The organism is Actinophytocola sp., assembly GCF_035712165.1.
GTDB lineage: Bacteria > Actinomycetota > Actinomycetes > Mycobacteriales > Pseudonocardiaceae > DASYTH01.
The window spans coordinates 21,326-39,673 of sequence record NZ_DASTBH010000077.1 but is presented as its reverse complement, the minus strand read 5'-3'; the positions used below and the strand labels follow the sequence as shown (position 1 = coordinate 39,673).

Genomic DNA, 18,348 nt, shown 5'->3' with positions numbered 1-18,348 from the left:
GTCAAGGACCTGGCTCAGGAGACCGCCAAGGCCACCGAGGACATCTCCACCCGGGTGGGCGCGATCCAGGCCGACACCGCCAACGCGGTGCACGCCATCGGTGAGATCAGCGTGGTGATCGGCCGGATCAACGACATCCAGACCAGCATCGCCGCGGCGATCGAGCAGCAGAGCTCGACCACCAACGAGATGAACCGCAACGTCACCCACGCCGCCGACGGCTCCAAGGCGATCGCGGACAACATCGCCGGGCTGGCCGAGAACGCTCAGCAGACCAACGCCCGGCTGGAGGACGCCCAGAGCGCCGCCGCCGAGTTGGCCCGGATGAGCACCGAACTACAGAGCGCCCTGGCCAACTTCAAGCTCTGAACCAGACCCCGGGCGGCGTGCCGTGCACCGGCGCACAGCACGTCGCCCGGCATCAACCGGCACGGTGTCAGGGTCGCAAGACGATCTTGCCTCGGGTGCGGCGGCGTTCCAGGTCGCGGAAGGCGGCCTGGACCTCGTCCAGGGGGTATACCCGGGCGATGGGGATCTCCAGGATCCCCTTGTCGATGCGGGCGACGAGCTCCGCGAGCACGTCGGCGGTGGCGGCCGCGGCGTTGCCCTCGGCCCTGACACCGTGCTTCTCCACCGCGGCGAAGTCGATGATCGTGTTGATCCGCGCGGGCGCGACCCCCAGCTCCAGCGCCAGCTCGACGTAGCCGGAGCCGAACGTGTCGATGAACGCGTCCACCCGGCCACCGGACGCGGCCCGGATCCGCTCGGCGGTCCCCGCGCCGTACTCGACCGGAAGGACGCCGTGCCCGGTCAGCCACGGGTGGTTCGCCGCGCTGGCCAGACCGATCACGGTGGCGCCGGTTTCGCGGGCCAACTGCACCGCGATCGATCCGACGCCCCCCGCCGCCCCGGACACCACGACCGTCTCCCCCTCGGCCGGCCGCACCGCGCGCACCGCGGCGTAGGCCGAGGTGCCCGCCACGTACAGCCCGCCGGCCGCCTCCCAGGAGACGCCGGCCGGCTTGCCGACCAGGTTGGCCGCCTCGACCACCACCAGCTCGGCGTGGCTCGCCCGGCCGTCGGTGAACCCGACCACCTCGTCTCCGGTGCGCCACCCCGGCGCCTCCGGACCCACTTCGGCCACCACCCCGGCCAGGTCGCTGCCCTGCCCGGAGGGGAACACCGAGGGCCACCGATCCGCGAACACGCCCTCGCGGATCGCGGCCTCGCCCGGGTTGATCCCGGCCGCCCGAACCTCGACCAGCACCTGGCCCGGCCCGGGCCGCGGCCGGGGCACCTCGACCACCTCCAGAACGTCGACCCCACCGAACCGCTGGTACCGCACGGCGCGAGACATGTCCCGTACTCCCCTCGTGTTGATCACCTTGATGTCGTCCACGCTGGCACGCCGGGCCCGCGGCGCACATCGGACCGCACTGCCTAGGATCGGCGATCCTTGGCTGGCCCGACGGCGAAAGGTGATGCTGGGGTGATGAACCGCGCTGAGCTGGCGGACTTTCTCCGCCGCCGCCGGGACCGGCTGCGCCCGCAGGAGGTCGGGCTGCCGCCGGGCGCCCGGCGACGCACGCCGGGCCTGCGCCGCGAGGAGGTGGCTCAGCTCGCCGGCATGTCCACCGACTACTACATGCGGTTGGAACAGGCCCGCAGCCCGCAGCCGTCCACCCAGCTGGTCGCCGCGCTGGCCCGGGCGCTGCGGCTCACCCAGGACGAGCGCGACCACCTGTACCTGCTCACCGGCCACGAGCCGCCGGCCGACCCGGGCGCCAGCCGGCACATCGCGCCCGGGCTGCTGTACCTGCTGGACCGGCTGACCACGACACCCGCCCAGGTGCTCGGCGATCTCGGCGACCTGCTGGCGCAGAACACCATGGCGGAGGCCCTGTTCGGCTGTGTCTGCTCGGTGCGCGAGCCGGACCGCAACATCGTCTGGCGCTGGTTCGCCGATCCGGCCGTGCGCCGGGCGTATCCCGAGGACGAATGGGAGTACTACAGCCGGTTGCACGTGGCCGATCTGCGCGCCGCGGTGACCCGGCGGACCGCACGCGGCCGGGATGACGCCGTGGACCGGTTGCTCGACCGGCTGCGCGGTGCGAGCCCGGAGTTCACCGCGTTGTGGGAGCGCCACGAGGTGGCCGTGCGGCGAACCAGCCGGATGCGCGTGCTGCATCCGCTGATCGGGCCGGTGGAGCTGGACTGCCAGGCGCTGCTGACCCCGGCCGCGGACCAACGGCTGCTCATCTTCACCCCGCCGCCGGGAACTCCGACCATCGAGTACTTCGATCTGCTCCGGGTGCTGGACCACGAGCAGTTCCCGGTTCCGGGCGACCGGTCGTCATGATTGCGCGGCACGCGGCGATGTGTTGGGCGGGGCACGGCGCGTGAGGAGCAGGACGATGATGGAAGCGGTTGAGATCTTCTGGACGCCTGCGGGCGTCACGATGTCGGCGAGCGGAACGCGGGCACTGGTCGACATCACCGACGGGGACACCCCGAACATCCGGATGCCGGTGCGGATGCTGTCGGTGGACACGCCCGAGGTGACCGCCCGCACCGACGCCCGGGCCGGCGCGATCGACCAGGAGTTCGCGCAGTTGGCCGAATGGATCGAGGCCGGCCGGGCGCCGATCTCCCGGGCGCTGGGCGAGTTCCTGTTGCCGAAGCTGGCCACCGGCCGGGCCGGGACGCTGCAGTTCAAGCAGGGCAAGGAAGCCTCCGCGTTCGCCAAGCAGAACGTCGAGCAGCGGCTGACCCGCCCGGACGGCAGCAAGCGCAGCCTGTTCATCCGGATGGACGGGCACAGCCCGTTCGACGACAACGGCCGGTTACTGGCCTACGTCGCGCCGAACTACTCGGCCACCGAACGCGGGAACCTGAGCCGGGAAGAGCGTTCCACGTTCAACCTCGACATGGTGCGGAAGGGCTGGGCGGCGCCGTTCGTGATCTACCCGGCCGTTCCCGGCGAGTTGGACCTGCCCCTGCTGCTGGCCGACGCGGACGCCGCGATCAGTGCGCCGCGTGGCATCTGGACCGAGCCGGACACCCTGCTCGCCTACGAATACCGTGGACTGGAACGGCTTTTCCAGATCACCAAGAAGATCGTCGGCGGGGCCGAGGTGAGCGCGGCGGACCGGCACTCCTGGCGGGAGCGGTACTGCGTGGACATGCGCACCCGCGTCCTGCACGGGCCGGAGGACTACTTCACGGTCGCCCCCGCCTACCGCCTGTGGCTGTGGCCGCGCGACGTCCAGGAAGCCGTCGGCCGGCTCAACCTGGTGCCGTCCCGCAAGCTCGCCGGCGCCGCCTGACCGGTCGCCGGACGTCCTGCCTACAATGCCGACCGGTCGGTATGGCAGGAGGTTCGGCATGGGTTTCTTCGGCACCTACGTCTACGACGGCGACGACTGGGCGGACCAGGATCCGGACAGCACGCCGATGCTGCCGGGACCCTGGCTGATGGTGGACATTCACGACGGGGACATCACGACGGTGACCTACCATCCGCCCGGCCCCGGCACCGGTGTCGCCTATCTCGGCTACACGCCGCGGGTGTACTTCGAGAACGACAGGGCGTCCGCCCCGACCGACGTCGCCCGCGAGGCGGCCGGGCTCGCCGCCTGGTGGGCCGGTCAGCAGGGCGATGCCGACCCGGCGCGCCTGCCGGCGAAGGAAGGCGAGCTTCGCTCCTACCTCGCCACCGACGACGAGGACGCCGAGCTGGACGAGGACCTGGAGACCATCACCACCCGGTTCCTCCGCGCGCTCGACCTTCCCGTCCCGGCGGACCTTGCCGAGTTCGCCGGCTGACCACCTGTTCAGGCCTGTGGCACCCGCAGGACCTCGCCCGGGTTGATCAGGTTGGGGTTGGTGATGGTCTGCGGGTTGGCGGCGACCAGGCGGTGGTAGTGGTTGCCGGATCCGTAGTACTTCACCGAGATTCCCCACAGCGTGTCCCCCGGCACGACGACGTGTTCCAGGTAGACGCGGTAACCGGGGACGATCAACCGGCCGAGCAGCACCGGCACGATCACCTTGCCCAGTTCGGTGCCGTCCTGCGGCGAGACGTGGAACACCTCGACATACAACTGCTGCAGCGTGAACGAGGCGCCGGAAACGTTGGCGGTCAACTGGAACTGGCCGTGACCGCCGGCACCGTCGCCGGCCATGAAGTTGCCGGTGACCTCGTCGTGTCCCTCGTGGATCCGGTAGTTGAAGTTGGCCTCGAACGCCCCGCCCGCCACACCGCCAATCTGGATGTGGTCGGTCACCAGGTCATAGGGCCGCGGTTGTTGCACATCGATCGACATGGCGTACGTCTTATCACGTGCCGGCCAGCGCACCCAGTACCGCGGCCACGGTTTCCGGGCCGGCCTGTTCCGGGGTGCCGGACCGGAACGGGGGTTGCGGGTCGTACTCCAGCGCCAGCTGGAGCGCCTGGGCGACCGGGTCGCCCCACAGGGTCGCGGCCAGGGTCAGCGCCAGGTCGATACCGGCGGACACCCCGGCGCCGGTGATCACGTCGCCGTCGATGACGACCCGTTCGGCGCACGGCACCGCACCGTAGCCGGCCAGGGTGTCCCGGACCGCCCAGTGCGATGTGGCCCGCCGGCCGGTGAGGATGCCGGCCCTGCCCAGCAACGTGGATCCGGTGCACACCGAGGCGGTCCAGGTGGCCGCCGGATGCGCCGCGGCCAGCCAGCCGATCAACTCGTCGTCCGCGAGCGCGGCGCGCCAGCGCGAACTGCCCGGCACGACGATCAGGTCCGGATCCGGTGCCCCGGCGAAGGAAACATCGGCCCGCAGCGTGAGTCCGTTGTCGCACCGGACATCCCCGGGCCGGGCGGCCGCGAAGTGCGGCGTCACAGCGGGATGCGCGGCCAGCACCTCGTAGGGCCCGATCAGGTCGAGCGCGGTCATGTTCTCGTACAGGACGAAGACGGTGTCCATGACGGCAAGCTCCGATCTCATCTGGCGGCGCTGGTGAACCGGTCTCGGTAGGCGCTCGGCGAAACGCCCCGCTCGCGCAGGAAAGCCCGGCGCATGGTTTCGGCGGTGCCGAAGCCGCACCGCCGGGCGATGGTGTCCACCCCGTCCGCGCCGTTCTCCAGCAGGGTTCGGGCCGCCTCCACCCGGATCCGCTCGACGTAGCGAGCCGGGCTCATCCCGACCTCGCGGGCGAACACCCGGGTGACGTGCCGCGGACTGATCGACAGCCGTTCGGCGATCGCCGGCACCGACAGGTCGGCCGCCGGGTCGGCCGCGATGTCGCCGAGCAGCCGGCAGAGCGCCTCGTCGCCGGGCACCCGGGTCTGCGACCAGATGCTGAACTGGGACTGCCCGCCGGGCCGCTGCAGGAACAGCACCAGCCATTTGGCGATCAGCCGGGCCAACTCCGCGCCGTGGTCCTCCTCGACCAGCGCCAGCGCCAGATCCAACCCCGCGCTCACCCCGGCCGCGGTGACCACCGGACCGTCCCGCACGAAGATCGCATCCGGGTCCACCCGCACCCGGGGGTAGTCCCGGGCCAGGTCCGCGCAGGCCGCCCAGTGGGTCGTGGCTGCCCGCCCGTCCAGCAGACCGGCCTCGGCGAGCAGGAACGCCCCGGTGCACACCGAGGTGACCCGGCGGGCCCGGGCCGCCAGCCGGGCGATGCCGGCGACCAGTCCGGGCTCGGCGACACCCCCGGCGTAGCCCCAGCCACCCGCCACGACCACGGTGTCCGGATCCTCGGGCACCTCGGCCACGTCGAGCGCCACACCGAGCCGCACTCCCGAGGAGGCCACGACGTCTCGCCCGCCGACCGAGGCCAGCCGTACCCGGTAGGCGTCCTCGACCGCGTGCCGCGCGCCGTCGAACACCTCCAGCGGTCCGGCCACATCCAGCACCGCGATGCCGTCGTAGACCACGACGACCACGTCTCGCCTCGTCACGTCGACCAGTCTGCGGACCCGGTCCGGATGGCCGCAACGACCAGTACCCCACGAATCAGGACATGCTCAGCGGCCCTGCAGGTTGGCGACGTTGTCGCCGAAGGTCCAGTTGCGCGAGCCGTCCCAGTTCACCGACCAGGTCATCAGGCCCTTGAGCGAGGTGCCGAAGCTGCGCCAGGCCTGGCCGACCAGGCTCGGCGACAGGTAGCCGCCGCCCGCGCCCGGTTGGGCCGGCAGTCCCGGTGCCTGCCGGTCGAACGGAACCCGGATCGTGGTGCCCTGCACGACCAGGCCCCGGTTGAGGCAGTTGGTCTGCGCGACGAAGCCCTGCACGGTGCCGGCGGAGTAGGAGTCGCCGCTGCAGCCGTACATGCTTCCGTTGTAGTACTGCATGTTCAGCCACCACAGCCGGCCGTTGTCGGCGTACTTCTTGATGACCGGCAGGTAGGCGCCCCAGATCGAGCCGTAGACGATGCTGCCGCCGGTCACGTAGGCGGTCTCCGGCGCCATGGTGAGCCCGAAGTTGGCCGGCAGCTGGGCGAGCACGCCGTCGATGATCCGGATCAGGTTGGCCTGCGAGGGGGACAGCGTGTTGATGTTGCCGCTGCCGACCAGGCCGGTCTCGATGTCGATGTCGATACCGTCGAAGTTGAAGGTGCGCAGGATCGGCACCACGGTCCGGACGAACTGGTCGGCGACGGTGCGCGAGCTCAGGTCGATTCCGGCGGTGGCGCCGCCGATCGACAGCAGGATGGTCTGCCCGGCGGCTTTGGCCTGGCACATCTCCGCCGGGGTGGGCACCCGGACGGTCGCGTCCATCCCGTTCTCCCACAGCACGGTGCCGTCCGAGCGGATCACCGGGAACGCCGCGTTGATCACGTTGTAGCCGTGCTGGCGGATCCTGCTGTCGGTGATCGGGATCCAGCCCAGCGGCGGATGCACGCCGTTGGCCGCGCCGTCCCAGTTCTCCCAGTAGCCCTGCAGAATTTTGCCCGCAGGCCGGGATTTCACCGCGCAGGTCACATCTGCCGCCGCGTTCGTCGCGGCGACCGGCAACGGGACGGCCAGCGCGACGACGAGTCCCATTCCCACCAGACGTGCAGTTCGACGAACCACCCCGCGCTCCTTCCGTGCGATCCCGGCCCAAACAAAAATAGGTCTAGACCTATTTGTGGACAACCGGCGATCGGCCGGACACGAATGTCGGCGGGGTTGGTGACCTGAATCAGCGTCCGGCGCCGGCGATGGGCGCGGCGAGGCCGCCGGTGGACTGTGCGCAAGCCGGGCACAATCCCCAGAACACCACCTCGGCCTCGTCGATCACGAAGCCGAGCGCGCTGGACGGCTCCAGGCAGGGTGCGAACCCGACCACGCAGTCGATGTCCTCGGTGCGGTCACAGCCGCGGCAGACCAGGTGGTGGTGGTTGTCGGAGGTGCGGGTCTCGAACCGGGCGGGGTGCCCGGCGGGTTCGATCCGGCGCAGCAGGTTCGCGTGCGTGCACGCGTTGAGCACGTCGTAGATCGCCTGGGTGGACACCGAGTCCAGCCGCTCCCGCACCCCCGCGGCGACCTGGTCCGCGGTCGCGTGCGGGTGCGTGGTCAGCCACTCGAGCACCGCCAGCCGTGGCGCGGTCACCCGCAGCCCCACCGCTCGCAACTGCTCCCGGGCTTCCCCGGGGCCTACACCGTGCACACTCATTCGCTCGTCACCCCTGCCAGGTTTCTGGAATCAGACAAGAAACGCTGGATGGATCAATCCCGAATGCCAGCATAACCCGCTATTGCCACTAGATGGCACCTAGGGACCACTTTCCGTGTTGTCGATCGCCCTTGGGCGCAAGGCAGATGTTCCCCGTCCTCGGCCGCCTACCCGCGATAATTCCGGAAACCGGCGAACATGCCTCCGGCATACCCATGGGTATAGGCCAATCGGGGGTGACCCAGCTCACGCCCGGTCGGGCCGTCCCACCTATGTACGCCCGGCGGCCAGCTGGACCGGCCAGGCGACCCCACCGCGATCGGTTGCCCGCAACGCGGGCGCCCTTGCGGTGGGGGCACACCGGAACATTTCCGGTTGACCGGCCCGGTACCCGGCATTCTTCGCGGGTAACCTGATCGGCTGCCGCTCGTTACCTGGTAGTAGGCGTCGAGGTCGGGCGGTCGGGAATGGGCGTCGGGACGCAGGCGAACAGCGCGGTTCGCGGGCTCGCGCAGGTGGGCCGGCTGACCTCGCTCGCCGTCGAGGTGGGGCGGCTGACCTTCCGCCGGCCGTTCCAGGTGCGCGAACTGGTCCAGCAGTGCTGGTTCTTCGCCAGCGTCACGATCCTGCCGACCGCGCTGGTCGCGATCCCGTTCGGCGCCGTGATCGCGCTGCAGCTGGGCTCGCTCATCCAGCAGATCGGCGCCCAGTCGTTCACCGGTGCGGCCAGCGCGCTCGCCATCGTGCAGCAGGCCAGTCCGCTGATCACCGCCCTGCTGGTGGCCGGCGCCGGCGGCTCGGCGATGTGCGCGGACATCGGCGCGCGGCGGATCCGGGAGGAGATCGACGCGATGGCGGTGCTGGGGGTCAACCCGGTGCAGCGCCTGATCGTGCCGAGGGTGCTGGCCGCGATGATCGTCGCGGTGCTGCTCAACGGCCTGGTGAGCGTGGTCGGCGTGGTCGGCGGCTACTACTTCAACGTGGTCCTGCAGGGCGGCACGCCGGGCGCCTACCTGGCCAGTTTCAACGCCCTGGCCCAGGTTCCGGACCTGTGGATCAGCGAGATCAAGGCGGCGCTGTTCGGCTTCGTGGCCGGCATCGTCGCGGCCTACCGCGGCCTGAACCCGGCGCCCGGACCGAAAGGAGTCGGCGACGCGGTCAACCAGACCGTGGTGATCACCTTCCTGCTGCTGTTCCTGATCAACGTGGTGCTCACCGCCATCTACCTCAACCTCGTGCCGCCCAAGGGGATGTGACCGGCATGGCGACGGTGGTGCTGGCGCCGCAACGGGGACTGGCCACGCTGGGCCAGGCGCTCGCCTTCTGCGGCCAGGTGCTCGCCACGACGCCGCGCACGATCGCCCGCTACCCCAGGGAGATCCTGCGGCTGCTGTCCGAGGTGTTCTTCGGCAGCGGCGCGCTCGCGGTGATCGGCGGCACGCTCGGCGTCATGATCGGCATGACCGCGTTCACCGGCCTGATCGTCGGTCTGCAGGGCTACTCGGCGCTCAACCAACTCGGCACATCCGCGCTGACCGGGTTCATCGCCGCGTACTTCGACACCAGGGAGGTCGCCCCGCTGGCCGCCGGGCTCGCCCTGTCGGCGACGGTCGGCTGCGGCTTCACCGCGCAGCTCGGCGCCATGCGGATCTCCGAGGAGATCGACGCCCTGGAGGTGATGGCGGTGCCGAGCGTGCCGTACCTGGTGACCACCCGGGTGCTGGCCGGGCTCGGCGCGGTCGTCCCGCTCTACCTGGTGGGACTGGTGTGCTCCTACGCGGCGTCCCGCCAGATCACCGTGTGGTTCTACGGCCAGTCCGCGGGCACCTACGACCACTACTTCCACCTGTTCCTGCCCCCGCAGGACGTGCTCTGGTCGTTCCTGAAGGTGATCGTCTTCAGCGTGGTGGTGATCATGGTGCACTGCTACTACGGGTACACCGCCACCGGCGGCCCGGCCGGGGTCGGCGTCGCGGTGGGCCGGGCGGTGCGCGCCGCCATCGTGCTGCAGATGCTGCTCGACTTCTTTCTCAGCCTCGCGATCTGGGGTGCCACGACCACCGTCCGGATCGCCGGATGAACCCCGCCGAGCGCCCCGCGCTGCGCCACCAGCTGGCCGGGCTGGTGTTCCTGGTGCTCGCCGGGCTGCTGGTCGCGCTGTCGATCGCGGTCTACCGCAAGGCTTTCACCCCCGTCGTGCCGGTCCGGCTGGAAACCGCGACGGCCGGCAGCCAACTGCGCGTGCACGCCGACGTGAAGCTGCGCGGCCTGGTGGTGGGCGAGGTGCGGGCGATCCGCGCCGAGCGCGGCCGCGCGGTGCTCGACCTGGCGCTCGATCCGGCCCTGGTCGCGCGGATCCCGGCGAACGTCACCGCCCGGCTGCTGCCGAAGACCCTGTTCGGCGAACGCTACGTGGCCCTGAGCACGCCGGACCGGCCGGACCGGCCGATCGCCGCCGGGGACGTGATCAGCCAGGACCGCACCGCCGCGGCGACCGAGATCGACACCGTCCTCGACGACCTGCTGCCGGTGCTGCGCGCGGTCCGACCGGCCGAGCTCGCCGCGACGCTGGACGCGATGGCCGTCGCCCTGACCGGTCGCGGGCAACAACTCGGCACCACCCTGGTGGCCCTGAACAGCTACCTCGACCGGCTCGGCCCGGCGCTGCCCGACCTGCGGGCGGACATCGAGCGGCTGGCCACGGTGGCCGACACCTATGCCGACGCGGCGCCGGACCTGTTGCAGGCGTTGCGCGAGCTCACCACCACCAGCCAAACCCTGGCCCAGCAACAGAACGGCGTACGCACCCTGGTCGGGTCGCTGACCACGGCCGCCGTCGACCTCACCGACTTCCTGGCCGCCAACCGCGACAACCTGATCAGCCTCAGCACGACCGCCGAGCCCACGCTGGCGGTGCTGGCCAGGTACGCGCCCGAATATCCGTGCCTGCTGCGGCAGCTGGTGGACGCCATTCCGGCCGCCGACGCCGCGTTCGGCAAGGGCACCGCGCATCCCAACGTGTCGCGGGTGACCATCGAGATCACCGCCAGTCGCGGCAAGTACCTGCCCGGCGTGGACACCCCGCGCTACGACGACAAGCGCGGACCCCGGTGTTATCCGGTGGCCAAGCCGCCGAACCGGTTCCCGCAGTACCCGCCAGGCGGGCCGCTGCGGGACGGCTCGACCAAGCCGCCACCGCCGCGATCGGACCGGCCCCAGGACTTCCAGCCGACCGCCGCGCCGGTGCTGGCCAACACCCCGCCGGAACGGGACCTGATCGCCGCCCTGGTCGCGCCGTCGCTGCAGGTGATGCCGGCCGACGTCCCGGGCTGGGGCGCCCTGCTGCTCGGCCCGTTGCTGCGCGGAACGGAGGTGACGGTGCGGTGATTCACCACCCCGGGGGACGAGTTGGCCAGCGGCAGCCGCGGGCGCACAGAGGCCGTGCCGGTGAGCACAGTCTGGGGGCACCGCTGGTGAAGCTGACCGTGTTCGCGATGGTCACGGTCGGCCTGACCGTGCTGTTGGGGCTGACCATCGCGGGCGGGGGCACCGGCGAGGTGTCCGGCTACGCGGCCCGGTTCACCGACGCCACCGGGCTCGGCGTCGGCGACGACGTGCGGATGTCGGGTGTCCGCATCGGACAGGTCAGCTCGATCGCCGTGGTGGACAACCGCTTCGCCGAGGTCGGTTTCGAGGTGGCGGCGTCCCGCCGGCTGCCGGCGTCGGTCACCGCGACCATCAAGTACCGCAACCTGATCGGCCAGCGCTACCTGGCCCTGGCGGTCGGCACCGGCGACCCCAACGCGCTGCTGCGGCCCGGGACGGCCATTCCGCTGGAGCGCACCGCCCCCGCGCTCAACCTCACCGTGCTGTTCAACGGTTTCCGGCCGCTGTTCCAGGCACTCGACCCGGCCGAGGTCAACCGGGTGGCCGGTGAGCTGATCCAGGTGCTGCAGGGCGAGGGCGGCACGATCGACAGCCTGCTAGCCCATACCGCCTCGCTCACCACGGCGATCGCCGGCAAGGACCAGGTGATCGGCCAGGTGATCGACAACCTGAACACCGTGCTGGACACGGTCAACGGCCGCACCGCCGAGTTGACCGGGTTGATCGACACCATGCAGCGGCTGGCCACCGGGCTGGCCGAGCAGCGGCGGCCGATCGGGGACGCGGTCGCGGCGCTGGGCGCGCTGACCGAGTCGACCGCCGGTCTGCTGAGCGCCGTCCGCCCGCCGCTGAAGGGGGACATCGCCGCGCTCGGCGCGCTGTCGGCCAACCTGGCCGCCAGCGGCGACGTCGTGGACCACTTCCTGGCCACGTTGCCGCACAAGGTCGAGTCGATCAACCGGGTGGCCAGCTACGGCGGCTGGTTCAACTACTTCCTGTGCAGCGCCTCGGGCCGGGTCGGCATCTCCGGTCTCGGGATCGTGGTCGACATTCCGGCCCTCCCGGCGCCGGGGACACCGATGGCGCCGAGGTGCGGGCCGTGAGCCCGGCCGTGGACCGCGCCGCGCGGCGTGGCGCGATGACGCTGGTGCTGCTCGCACTCGCGGCGTTGGCCGCGTTCAACCTGGACGACCTGCCGATCATCGGCGGCGGAACCACCTACACCGCCGAGTTCACCGAGTCCGCCGAGTTGCGACCCGGCAACGAGGTCCGGCTGGCCGGCGTGAAGGTCGGCGAGGTGCGCCGGGTGCAGCTGGCCGGAAACCGGGTGCTGGTCGACTTCCGGGTGCACGACGTGACGATCGGCGACCGCAGCACGATCTCCATCGAGATCCGGACCCTGCTCGGCGACAAGTTCCTGGCCATCCGGCCGGACGGCGCGACCGCCCAGGATCCGAACGACGTGATTCCCCGCGCCCGCACGGTTGCCCCGTTCGACATCGTGCCCGCGGTCAGCGAGCTGTCCCGGACTGTGGACCGGATCGACACCGCGGCACTGGCCCGCAGCTTCCAGGTGCTCGCGGAAACCTTCGCGCACAGCCCGGCGCACGTGCGCGACGCCCTCACCGGGCTGTCCCGGCTCGCCACCACACTGTCCACTCGGGATGGTGCGCTGGCCCGGCTGCTCGCCAACACCTCGGCGCTGAGCGCGACCGTGGCGGACTGGGACGGTCAGCTCCGGACCCTGTTCACCGACGCCGCGCTGCTGCTCGACGAGCTGTCCCGGCGCCGGGAGGCGGTCCGCGCGCTGCTGACCGGAACCCGGAGCCTGGCCGACCAGTTGCGCGGGCTGGTGGCCGACAACCAGCAGCGGCTGCGGCCGGCGCTGGACGAGCTGACCAGGGTGACCACGATCCTGCAACGCAACCAGGACAACCTGAGCCAGGGCCTGCACGACCTCGCGCCGTTCGTGCGGATGTTCAACAACGTGGTCGGCAACGGCCGCTGGTTCGAGGGCTACATCTGCGGCCTGGTGCCGCCACCGACCAAGGTCGGCGTGCTGGACATCAACCCGCAGGGCTGTGCCGTCCCGCTGACCCCGGGAGGTGGGCGATGAGAGTGCGGGTGCTCGCCGCCTGGTGCGTGGCACTGCTGCTCCTCGCGGCCGCGGCCTGGAACTGGCCGTGGCAGCGCGGGCTGACGGTCACCGCCTACTTCGCCAAGGCGGTCGGCGTGTACCCCGGCTCGGCCGTCAAGGTGCTCGGCGTCGCCGTCGGCCGCATCGATCGCGTTGTCCCGCAAGGCGACACCGTCCGGGTGGAGTTGACCGTCGAGTCCGGCGTGCCGGTTCCGGCCGGCGCGCACGCGGTGGTGGTGGCGCCCAGCCTGGTCAGCGACCGCTACGTCCAACTGGCCCCGGCCTACGAGTCCGGGCCGCTGCTGGCCGACGGCGCGGTGATTCCCGTTGAGCGCACCCAGGTTCCGGTCGAGCTGGACGACCTGGTGGCCGGCGTGACCGAGTTGTCCACCGCACTCGGCCCGGACGGGGCCAACGCGAACGGCGCGCTGACCGGCGCGCTGGAGACCGCCGCCGCCAACCTGGACGGCAACGGCGCGCTGCTCGGGGACACCGTGCGGCGGCTCAGCCAGGCGGCGACCACGCTGGCCGGCTCCTCCGGCGACCTGTTCGCCACGGTGGACAACCTGCAGCGGTTCACCCGGATGCTGGCCGACAGCGACGCGCAGGTGCGGGCGTTCAACGACAAGCTGGCCGGGGTGACCGGCTACCTGGCCGCCGACCGCGACGACCTCGGCGCCGCGCTCGGCTCCCTGGCCGTGGCACTGGGCCAGGTTCGGGACTTCGTCGCGGACAACCGGGACGGCCTGGCCGGCAACCTGGACCGGCTGACCGGCATCACCCAGGTGCTGGTCGACCAGCGGGCCGCGCTGGCCGAGATCCTGGACGTGGCGCCGCTGGCGATGTCCAACTTCCTGTCCACCTACGACGCGGCGTCGGCCTCCTTCGCGATCCGGGGCAACCTCAACGAGTTGACCTACCCGCCGATGCTGCTGGTGTGCCGGACGATCGCCTCGGCCACCCCCGTCCAACTGCCCACCGCGCTGGCCGACCTGTGTGCCCGGCTGGCCCCGGTGATCGACGGAACGCTGCGGTTGCCGACGCCGGCCGAGGTGCTGGCGGCGCTGTCGGCCGGCCGGCTGCCACCGCTGCCGCTGCCGGTGACCGACCTGTTCGTGCCGTCCCTGGGCGGTGGATCGTGAAGCCCGGGTTCGTCGCGGTGCTGGTGTGCGCGCTCGTCGCCGGCTGCGGTTCCGGCGGCCTGTACGACGTTGCGCTGCCCGGCGGGCCGGACGTCGGCGACCACCCGTACCGGGTCACGGCCGAGTTCGCCGACGTGCTCGACCTGGTGCCGCAGGCGGCGGTGAAGGTGCACGACGTCGCGGTCGGCCGGGTCGAACGGATCGAGTTGGCCGGGGACAACGTGACCGCCCTGGTGCGCCTGGTGGTCAACGGCGACGTGGCGCTGCCGGCCGACGCGCAGGCCCGGCTGCGCCAGTCCAGCCTGCTCGGCGAGAAGTACGTCGAGCTACGCGCCCCGGACCCGTCGCGGGGACACCGGCTGGCCGACGGCGCGGTGATCCCGATCGCGGCCACGAACCGCAACCCCGAGATCGAGGAGGTGCTCGGCGCCCTGTCGCTGCTGCTCAACGGCGGCGGGGTCGGACAGTTGCAGACCATCCTGCACGAGGTCAACCAGGCGCTGGCCGGCAACGAGCCACAGCTGCGCTCCCTTCTGTCCACTGTGGACAAGGTGGTGTCGGACCTGGATGCCCAGCAGGGCGACATCGTGCGGGCGATCGACGCGCTGAACCGGCTGTCCGGCTCCCTGGCCGGCCAGACCGCCAACCTCACCACCGCACTGGACCGGCTGGCGCCGGGCCTGCGGGTGATCACCGAGCAGCGCGACTCGCTGGTGGCCATGCTCGGCGCGCTGGATCGCCTTTCGGACGTCGCGGTCGACACCGTCAACCGTGGCGCCGCCAGCCTGGCCGAGGACCTGCGGCTGCTCGAACCGACCCTGCGCACACTCGCCCAGGCCGGCGCCGACCTGCCGAACTCGTTGCAGATCCTCGCCACCTACCCGTTCACCGACTACTTCCTCAACACGCTCAAGGGGGACTTCGTCAACGTCGACGTGCGGTTCGACCTGGACCTCAGCGTGCTGCTGGAGAACCTGGGCAACGCCAGCACCCCACTGGTTCCGGTGCCGGCCGCCCCCATCCCGGCGCCGCCCCCGCCGGTTCCGCTGGCGCTGCCGCCGATCCCGCCCCAACCGCCGGCGCCCGACCCGCTGTCCGCCCTGCTCGGCGCGTTGCTGGGAGGTGGCCGGTGAGGGGTCTGCCGAAGCTGCGCCTGCTGCTGTTCGCGATGGTCGCCGTGGCCGGGATCGGTTACGTCGGGGGAAGCTATGTCGGGCTGTTCTCCTCGGGCTACACGGTGACCGCCCAGTTCGCCGACTCCGGCGGCATCTTCGCCAACGCGGAGGTCACCTACCGCGGTGTCCCGGTGGGCCGAGTCGGCGAGCTTCGCCTGTCCGACACCGGAATCGACGTCCTGCTCCGCATCGACGCCGGCGCCCCGCCGATTCCGGCCGACGCCCGGGCCGTGGTGGCGACCCGGTCGGCGATCGGCGAGCAGTACGTGGACCTGGTTCCCGCCGCGGGTGCGGGCCCGTTCCTCGGCGACGGCTCGGTGATCCCGCGGGACCGCACCGGCCTGCCGCCCACCCCGGAGGGCTTGCTGTCCAGTGTGGACCGGCTGGTGCGCTCGGTGCCGGTGGACGCGCTGCGCACCGTGGTGACCGAACTGGGCGCCGCGTTCGGCGACAGCGGACCCGCCCTGGCCGAACTGCTGGACAGCGCGGGCACGCTCACCACGGCGGCCACCGAACACCTGCCGCAGACCATCTCGTTGCTCGCCAACGGCCGCACCGTGCTGCAGACCCAGGCCGACCAGTCCCAACTGATCATCGACTACAGCCGCGACCTGCGCCTGATCGCCGAACAACTCAGCCGTTCCGACCCGGATCTGCGCACCCTGATCAGCACCGTTCCCCAGGTCTCCGCCCAGGTGTCGGGCCTGCTGCGCGACTCCGGCACCGACGTCGGCCTGGTCATCGCCAACCTGCTCACCACCGCGACCGTCACCCGCAGCCGCACCGGCGCGCTGGAACACCTCCTGGTCGCCTTCCCCATGATCACCGCCACCGCCCCGGGCGCCAACCCCGACGGCACCGGCCACCTCGGCCTGGTGCTCACCTTCAACGACCCGTTCTCCTGCACCCGCGGCTATGAGGGCACCCACCAGCGCCCCGCGAGCGACACCGCCGAGGTCGCACCCAACCAGAACGCCTACTGCGCCGAACCGCCCGGCAGCCCGATCGGCGTCCGGGGCTCCCAGAACGCTCCCTACAACGGTAAGCCGCCCGCTCCCGCCGCCCCGGCGTCCACCTCGCCACGCCTGCCCGGCATCCTGTCGGACCTGCTGTCCCCGAACTAGGCTGTGTTTCATAAGGCGCGCGCAGCTGGGCGCTTGGATCGGAGCACTTTCGAAACAGGGCCTAGCCGTGGGAAAGCGCGGCCAGCGTGGACAGGTAGTGCTGGTTGTACATGACGCCGAGGATGTTGCCGAACGGGTCGACGACCGAGGCGGTGACGAAACCCGGGCCGCGCTCCATCGGCTTGTCGTGCACCGTCGCACCCAGCGCCAGCAGGCGCTCGAAGGTGGCCTCGACGTCGTCGACGTGCCAGTAGGTGACGGCGCCTGCGGCGGCCTCGGTGCGCGGCGAGACCTCGTAGCGACGGTCGACGACGCCGAGCTCGTGCTGGTAGTCGCCGATGCGGAACTCGACGTAGGCCGGCGGTCCGTCCTGCGGCCGGACGAAGTACGGCTCGATGCCGAGCACCTCGGTGTACCAGTGGGCGGCGGCCGCGACGTCGTCGGCGAACAGGCTGACGGTGCTGAGTCCTCGCAACATGACCGGGTTCCTCTCGTTCTGTCTCTGCTGACGAAGACCAGCCTGCCGGGTAAAGTGCTCATCAATTGAGCACTTTTCCGGAGATGCTGACGACATGCGTGCGGACCGGCTCGTCGCCACCCTGTTGCTGATGCAGGCCCGGGGCCGGGTGACCGCGGCCGAACTGGCGACCGAGCTCGAGGTGTCGGTCGCCACCGCCCGGCGCGACCTGGAGGCGCTGTCCGCGGCGGGCGTCCCGGTCTACCCGCAGCCGGGCCGGGGCGGCGGCTGGGCGCTGGTCGGCGGCGCCCGGACCGACCTCAGCGGCCTGTCGGCCCCGGAGGCGCGGGCGCTGTTCCTGCTCGCCGGCCCGGCCGCGACGGCCTCCGGCGAGGTCCGGGCCGCGCTGCGGAAACTCCTCCGCGCGCTGCCGCACACCTTCCGGGCCGACGCCGAGGCCGCCGCGAGCGCCACGATGATCGACCCCACCCGGTGGGGCGAGCGCGACCGCGACCGGCCCGCGCTCGTCGACGAGCTGCAGCACGCCGTGATCCGCCGCCGCAAGGTCCGGCTGACCTACCTCAGCAGCGCCCGGGCACGCAGCGAGCGGCTGGTCGACCCGTGGGGGCTGGTCGACAAGGACGACATCTGGTACCTGGTCGCCGGAACCGAGCGTGGCCAGCGGACCTTCCGGGTGGACCGGATCGTCGTCGCCGAGCCGACCGACCTGCCCGCCGAACGTCCCGACGACTTCGCCCTGGCCGCCGCGTGGGACCGGGTCGTCGGCGAGGTGGAGCAGAAGCGGTCCAGCACCCGGGCGACCGTCCTGATCGAAACCAGGTTCCTCCCGGTGCTGCGCGACCACTTCGGCCGGCACTGCCACGCCGAGGCCGACCTGCCCGACGGCCGCACCCGGGTCCGGCTGGCCGCCCCCACCCCGCTGGACATCGCCCGCAACCTGGCCGGCTGGGGCGCCCTGATCGAGGTCCTCGACCCCCCGACGGTCCAGGACCACCTCTCCCGCATCGGCGCCGAGCTCCTAGCCCGGTACCGCACCAGCTAGACCCTGCCCCGCGGGGAAGCCCGCACCCGGCCAGCAGCTACCTCAGGGGACCGTGACGGCAACCAGCCACAATCCACCAGCCATCCGCACCGTTCGCCGGAACGCAACGACCGCACAAAAATTCCGGGGAGGCGGGCTGGCCTGCCGGCGCACCCCCAGGACGCCGGCCCACCCGTCACCGAACGCAATGATTCCGGGCGCGGATTCCACCAGCCA

Annotated in this window: 19 protein-coding genes and 1 pseudogene; 13 read left to right on the top strand and 7 right to left on the bottom strand. The window is 71.5% G+C overall.

Annotated elements, in window-relative coordinates; all coding sequences use genetic code 11:
- Positions 1-369 (top strand): annotated as a pseudogene (locus VFO68_RS03970) (methyl-accepting chemotaxis protein); the annotation flags it as partial.
- Between the two features lie 67 nt (positions 370-436).
- On the opposite strand, the gene VFO68_RS03965 reads toward VFO68_RS03970, so the two are convergent.
- On the bottom strand, positions 437-1,357 hold the full coding sequence (locus tag VFO68_RS03965; RefSeq protein ID WP_325156757.1) for an NADP-dependent oxidoreductase: 921 nt from the start codon (positions 1,355-1,357) through the stop codon (positions 437-439).
- A gap of 135 nt (positions 1,358-1,492) precedes the next feature.
- Between VFO68_RS03965 and VFO68_RS03960 the strand changes: the two genes are divergently transcribed.
- From VFO68_RS03960 to VFO68_RS03950, 3 genes are read left to right on the top strand one after another with little or no spacing between them, the layout of a single operon-like run.
- On the top strand, positions 1,493-2,359 hold the full coding sequence (locus tag VFO68_RS03960; protein WP_325156756.1) for a helix-turn-helix transcriptional regulator: 867 nt from the start codon (positions 1,493-1,495) through the stop codon (positions 2,357-2,359).
- Between the two features lie 55 nt (positions 2,360-2,414).
- On the top strand, positions 2,415-3,326 hold the full coding sequence (locus tag VFO68_RS03955) for a thermonuclease family protein (protein ID WP_325156755.1): 912 nt from the start codon (positions 2,415-2,417) through the stop codon (positions 3,324-3,326).
- 58 nt (positions 3,327-3,384) lie between these two features.
- Complete coding sequence (locus VFO68_RS03950; protein ID WP_325156754.1) at positions 3,385-3,825, top strand: hypothetical protein; 441 nt, start codon at positions 3,385-3,387, stop codon at positions 3,823-3,825.
- 8 nt (positions 3,826-3,833) lie between these two features.
- Here VFO68_RS03950 and VFO68_RS03945 read toward each other — a convergent pair whose 3' ends face one another.
- From VFO68_RS03945 to VFO68_RS03925, 5 genes are all read right to left on the bottom strand, one after another.
- A complete protein-coding gene (locus tag VFO68_RS03945) occupies positions 3,834-4,325 on the bottom strand; it encodes a Gmad2 immunoglobulin-like domain-containing protein (protein ID WP_325156753.1) in 492 nt (163 codons plus the stop codon).
- A 13-nt stretch (positions 4,326-4,338) separates the two neighbouring features.
- Entirely contained in the window at positions 4,339-4,986 is a 648-nt protein-coding gene (locus VFO68_RS03940) for a DJ-1/PfpI family protein (RefSeq protein ID WP_325156752.1), read from the bottom strand.
- Positions 4,983-5,948: a GlxA family transcriptional regulator gene (locus VFO68_RS03935; RefSeq protein ID WP_325156751.1), complete on the bottom strand. Its 966-nt coding sequence runs from the start codon at positions 5,946-5,948 to the stop codon at positions 4,983-4,985. The genes VFO68_RS03940 and VFO68_RS03935 overlap by 4 nt, the downstream gene beginning before the upstream one ends.
- Before the next feature lie 66 nt (positions 5,949-6,014).
- Positions 6,015-7,034 (bottom strand): chitinase, encoded by a 1,020-nt coding sequence (locus VFO68_RS03930; RefSeq protein WP_414635451.1) that lies wholly within the window; start codon positions 7,032-7,034, stop codon positions 6,015-6,017.
- 139 nt (positions 7,035-7,173) lie between these two features.
- The gene (locus tag VFO68_RS03925; protein WP_325156749.1) at positions 7,174-7,647 is read right to left on the bottom strand and encodes a Fur family transcriptional regulator; all 474 of its coding nucleotides are present in this window, start codon (positions 7,645-7,647) and stop codon (positions 7,174-7,176) included.
- 467 nt (positions 7,648-8,114) lie between these two features.
- Between VFO68_RS03925 and VFO68_RS03920 the strand changes: the two genes are divergently transcribed.
- The 8 genes from VFO68_RS03920 to VFO68_RS03885 all read left to right on the top strand — a co-directional run bounded on the left by VFO68_RS03920 (position 8,115) and on the right by VFO68_RS03885 (position 16,612).
- On the top strand, positions 8,115-8,903 hold the full coding sequence (locus VFO68_RS03920; RefSeq protein ID WP_325156748.1) for an ABC transporter permease: 789 nt from the start codon (positions 8,115-8,117) through the stop codon (positions 8,901-8,903).
- 5 nt (positions 8,904-8,908) lie between these two features.
- Positions 8,909-9,727 carry an ABC transporter permease gene (locus VFO68_RS03915; RefSeq protein WP_325156747.1) on the top strand — a complete coding sequence of 273 codons (819 nt, stop codon included), beginning with the start codon at positions 8,909-8,911 and terminating at the stop codon, positions 9,725-9,727.
- Positions 9,724-11,034, top strand: a complete 1,311-nt coding sequence (locus VFO68_RS03910; RefSeq protein WP_325156746.1) for an MCE family protein — start codon at positions 9,724-9,726, stop codon at positions 11,032-11,034. Before VFO68_RS03915 ends, VFO68_RS03910 begins: the two co-directional genes overlap by 4 nt.
- 83 nt (positions 11,035-11,117) lie before the next feature.
- Positions 11,118-12,137 (top strand): MCE family protein, encoded by a 1,020-nt coding sequence (locus VFO68_RS03905; protein WP_325156759.1) that lies wholly within the window; start codon positions 11,118-11,120, stop codon positions 12,135-12,137.
- A complete protein-coding gene (locus VFO68_RS03900; protein WP_325156745.1) occupies positions 12,125-13,150 on the top strand; it encodes an MCE family protein in 1,026 nt (341 codons plus the stop codon). Before VFO68_RS03905 ends, VFO68_RS03900 begins: the two co-directional genes overlap by 13 nt.
- Positions 13,147-14,313 (top strand): MCE family protein, encoded by a 1,167-nt coding sequence (locus VFO68_RS03895; RefSeq protein ID WP_325156744.1) that lies wholly within the window; start codon positions 13,147-13,149, stop codon positions 14,311-14,313. Before VFO68_RS03900 ends, VFO68_RS03895 begins: the two co-directional genes overlap by 4 nt.
- Positions 14,310-15,446: an MCE family protein gene (locus VFO68_RS03890; protein ID WP_325156743.1), complete on the top strand. Its 1,137-nt coding sequence runs from the start codon at positions 14,310-14,312 to the stop codon at positions 15,444-15,446. Before VFO68_RS03895 ends, VFO68_RS03890 begins: the two co-directional genes overlap by 4 nt.
- Positions 15,443-16,612: an MCE family protein gene (locus VFO68_RS03885; RefSeq protein WP_325156742.1), complete on the top strand. Its 1,170-nt coding sequence runs from the start codon at positions 15,443-15,445 to the stop codon at positions 16,610-16,612. Before VFO68_RS03890 ends, VFO68_RS03885 begins: the two co-directional genes overlap by 4 nt.
- Positions 16,613-16,673: 61 nt before the next feature.
- Here VFO68_RS03885 and VFO68_RS03880 read toward each other — a convergent pair whose 3' ends face one another.
- The gene (locus VFO68_RS03880; RefSeq protein ID WP_325156741.1) at positions 16,674-17,090 is read right to left on the bottom strand and encodes a VOC family protein; all 417 of its coding nucleotides are present in this window, start codon (positions 17,088-17,090) and stop codon (positions 16,674-16,676) included.
- 94 nt (positions 17,091-17,184) lie between these two features.
- Here VFO68_RS03880 and VFO68_RS03875 point away from each other — a divergent pair, with 94 nt between their 5' ends.
- Complete coding sequence (locus tag VFO68_RS03875; protein ID WP_325156740.1) at positions 17,185-18,132, top strand: YafY family protein; 948 nt, start codon at positions 17,185-17,187, stop codon at positions 18,130-18,132.
- Positions 18,133-18,348 lie beyond the last annotated feature (216 nt).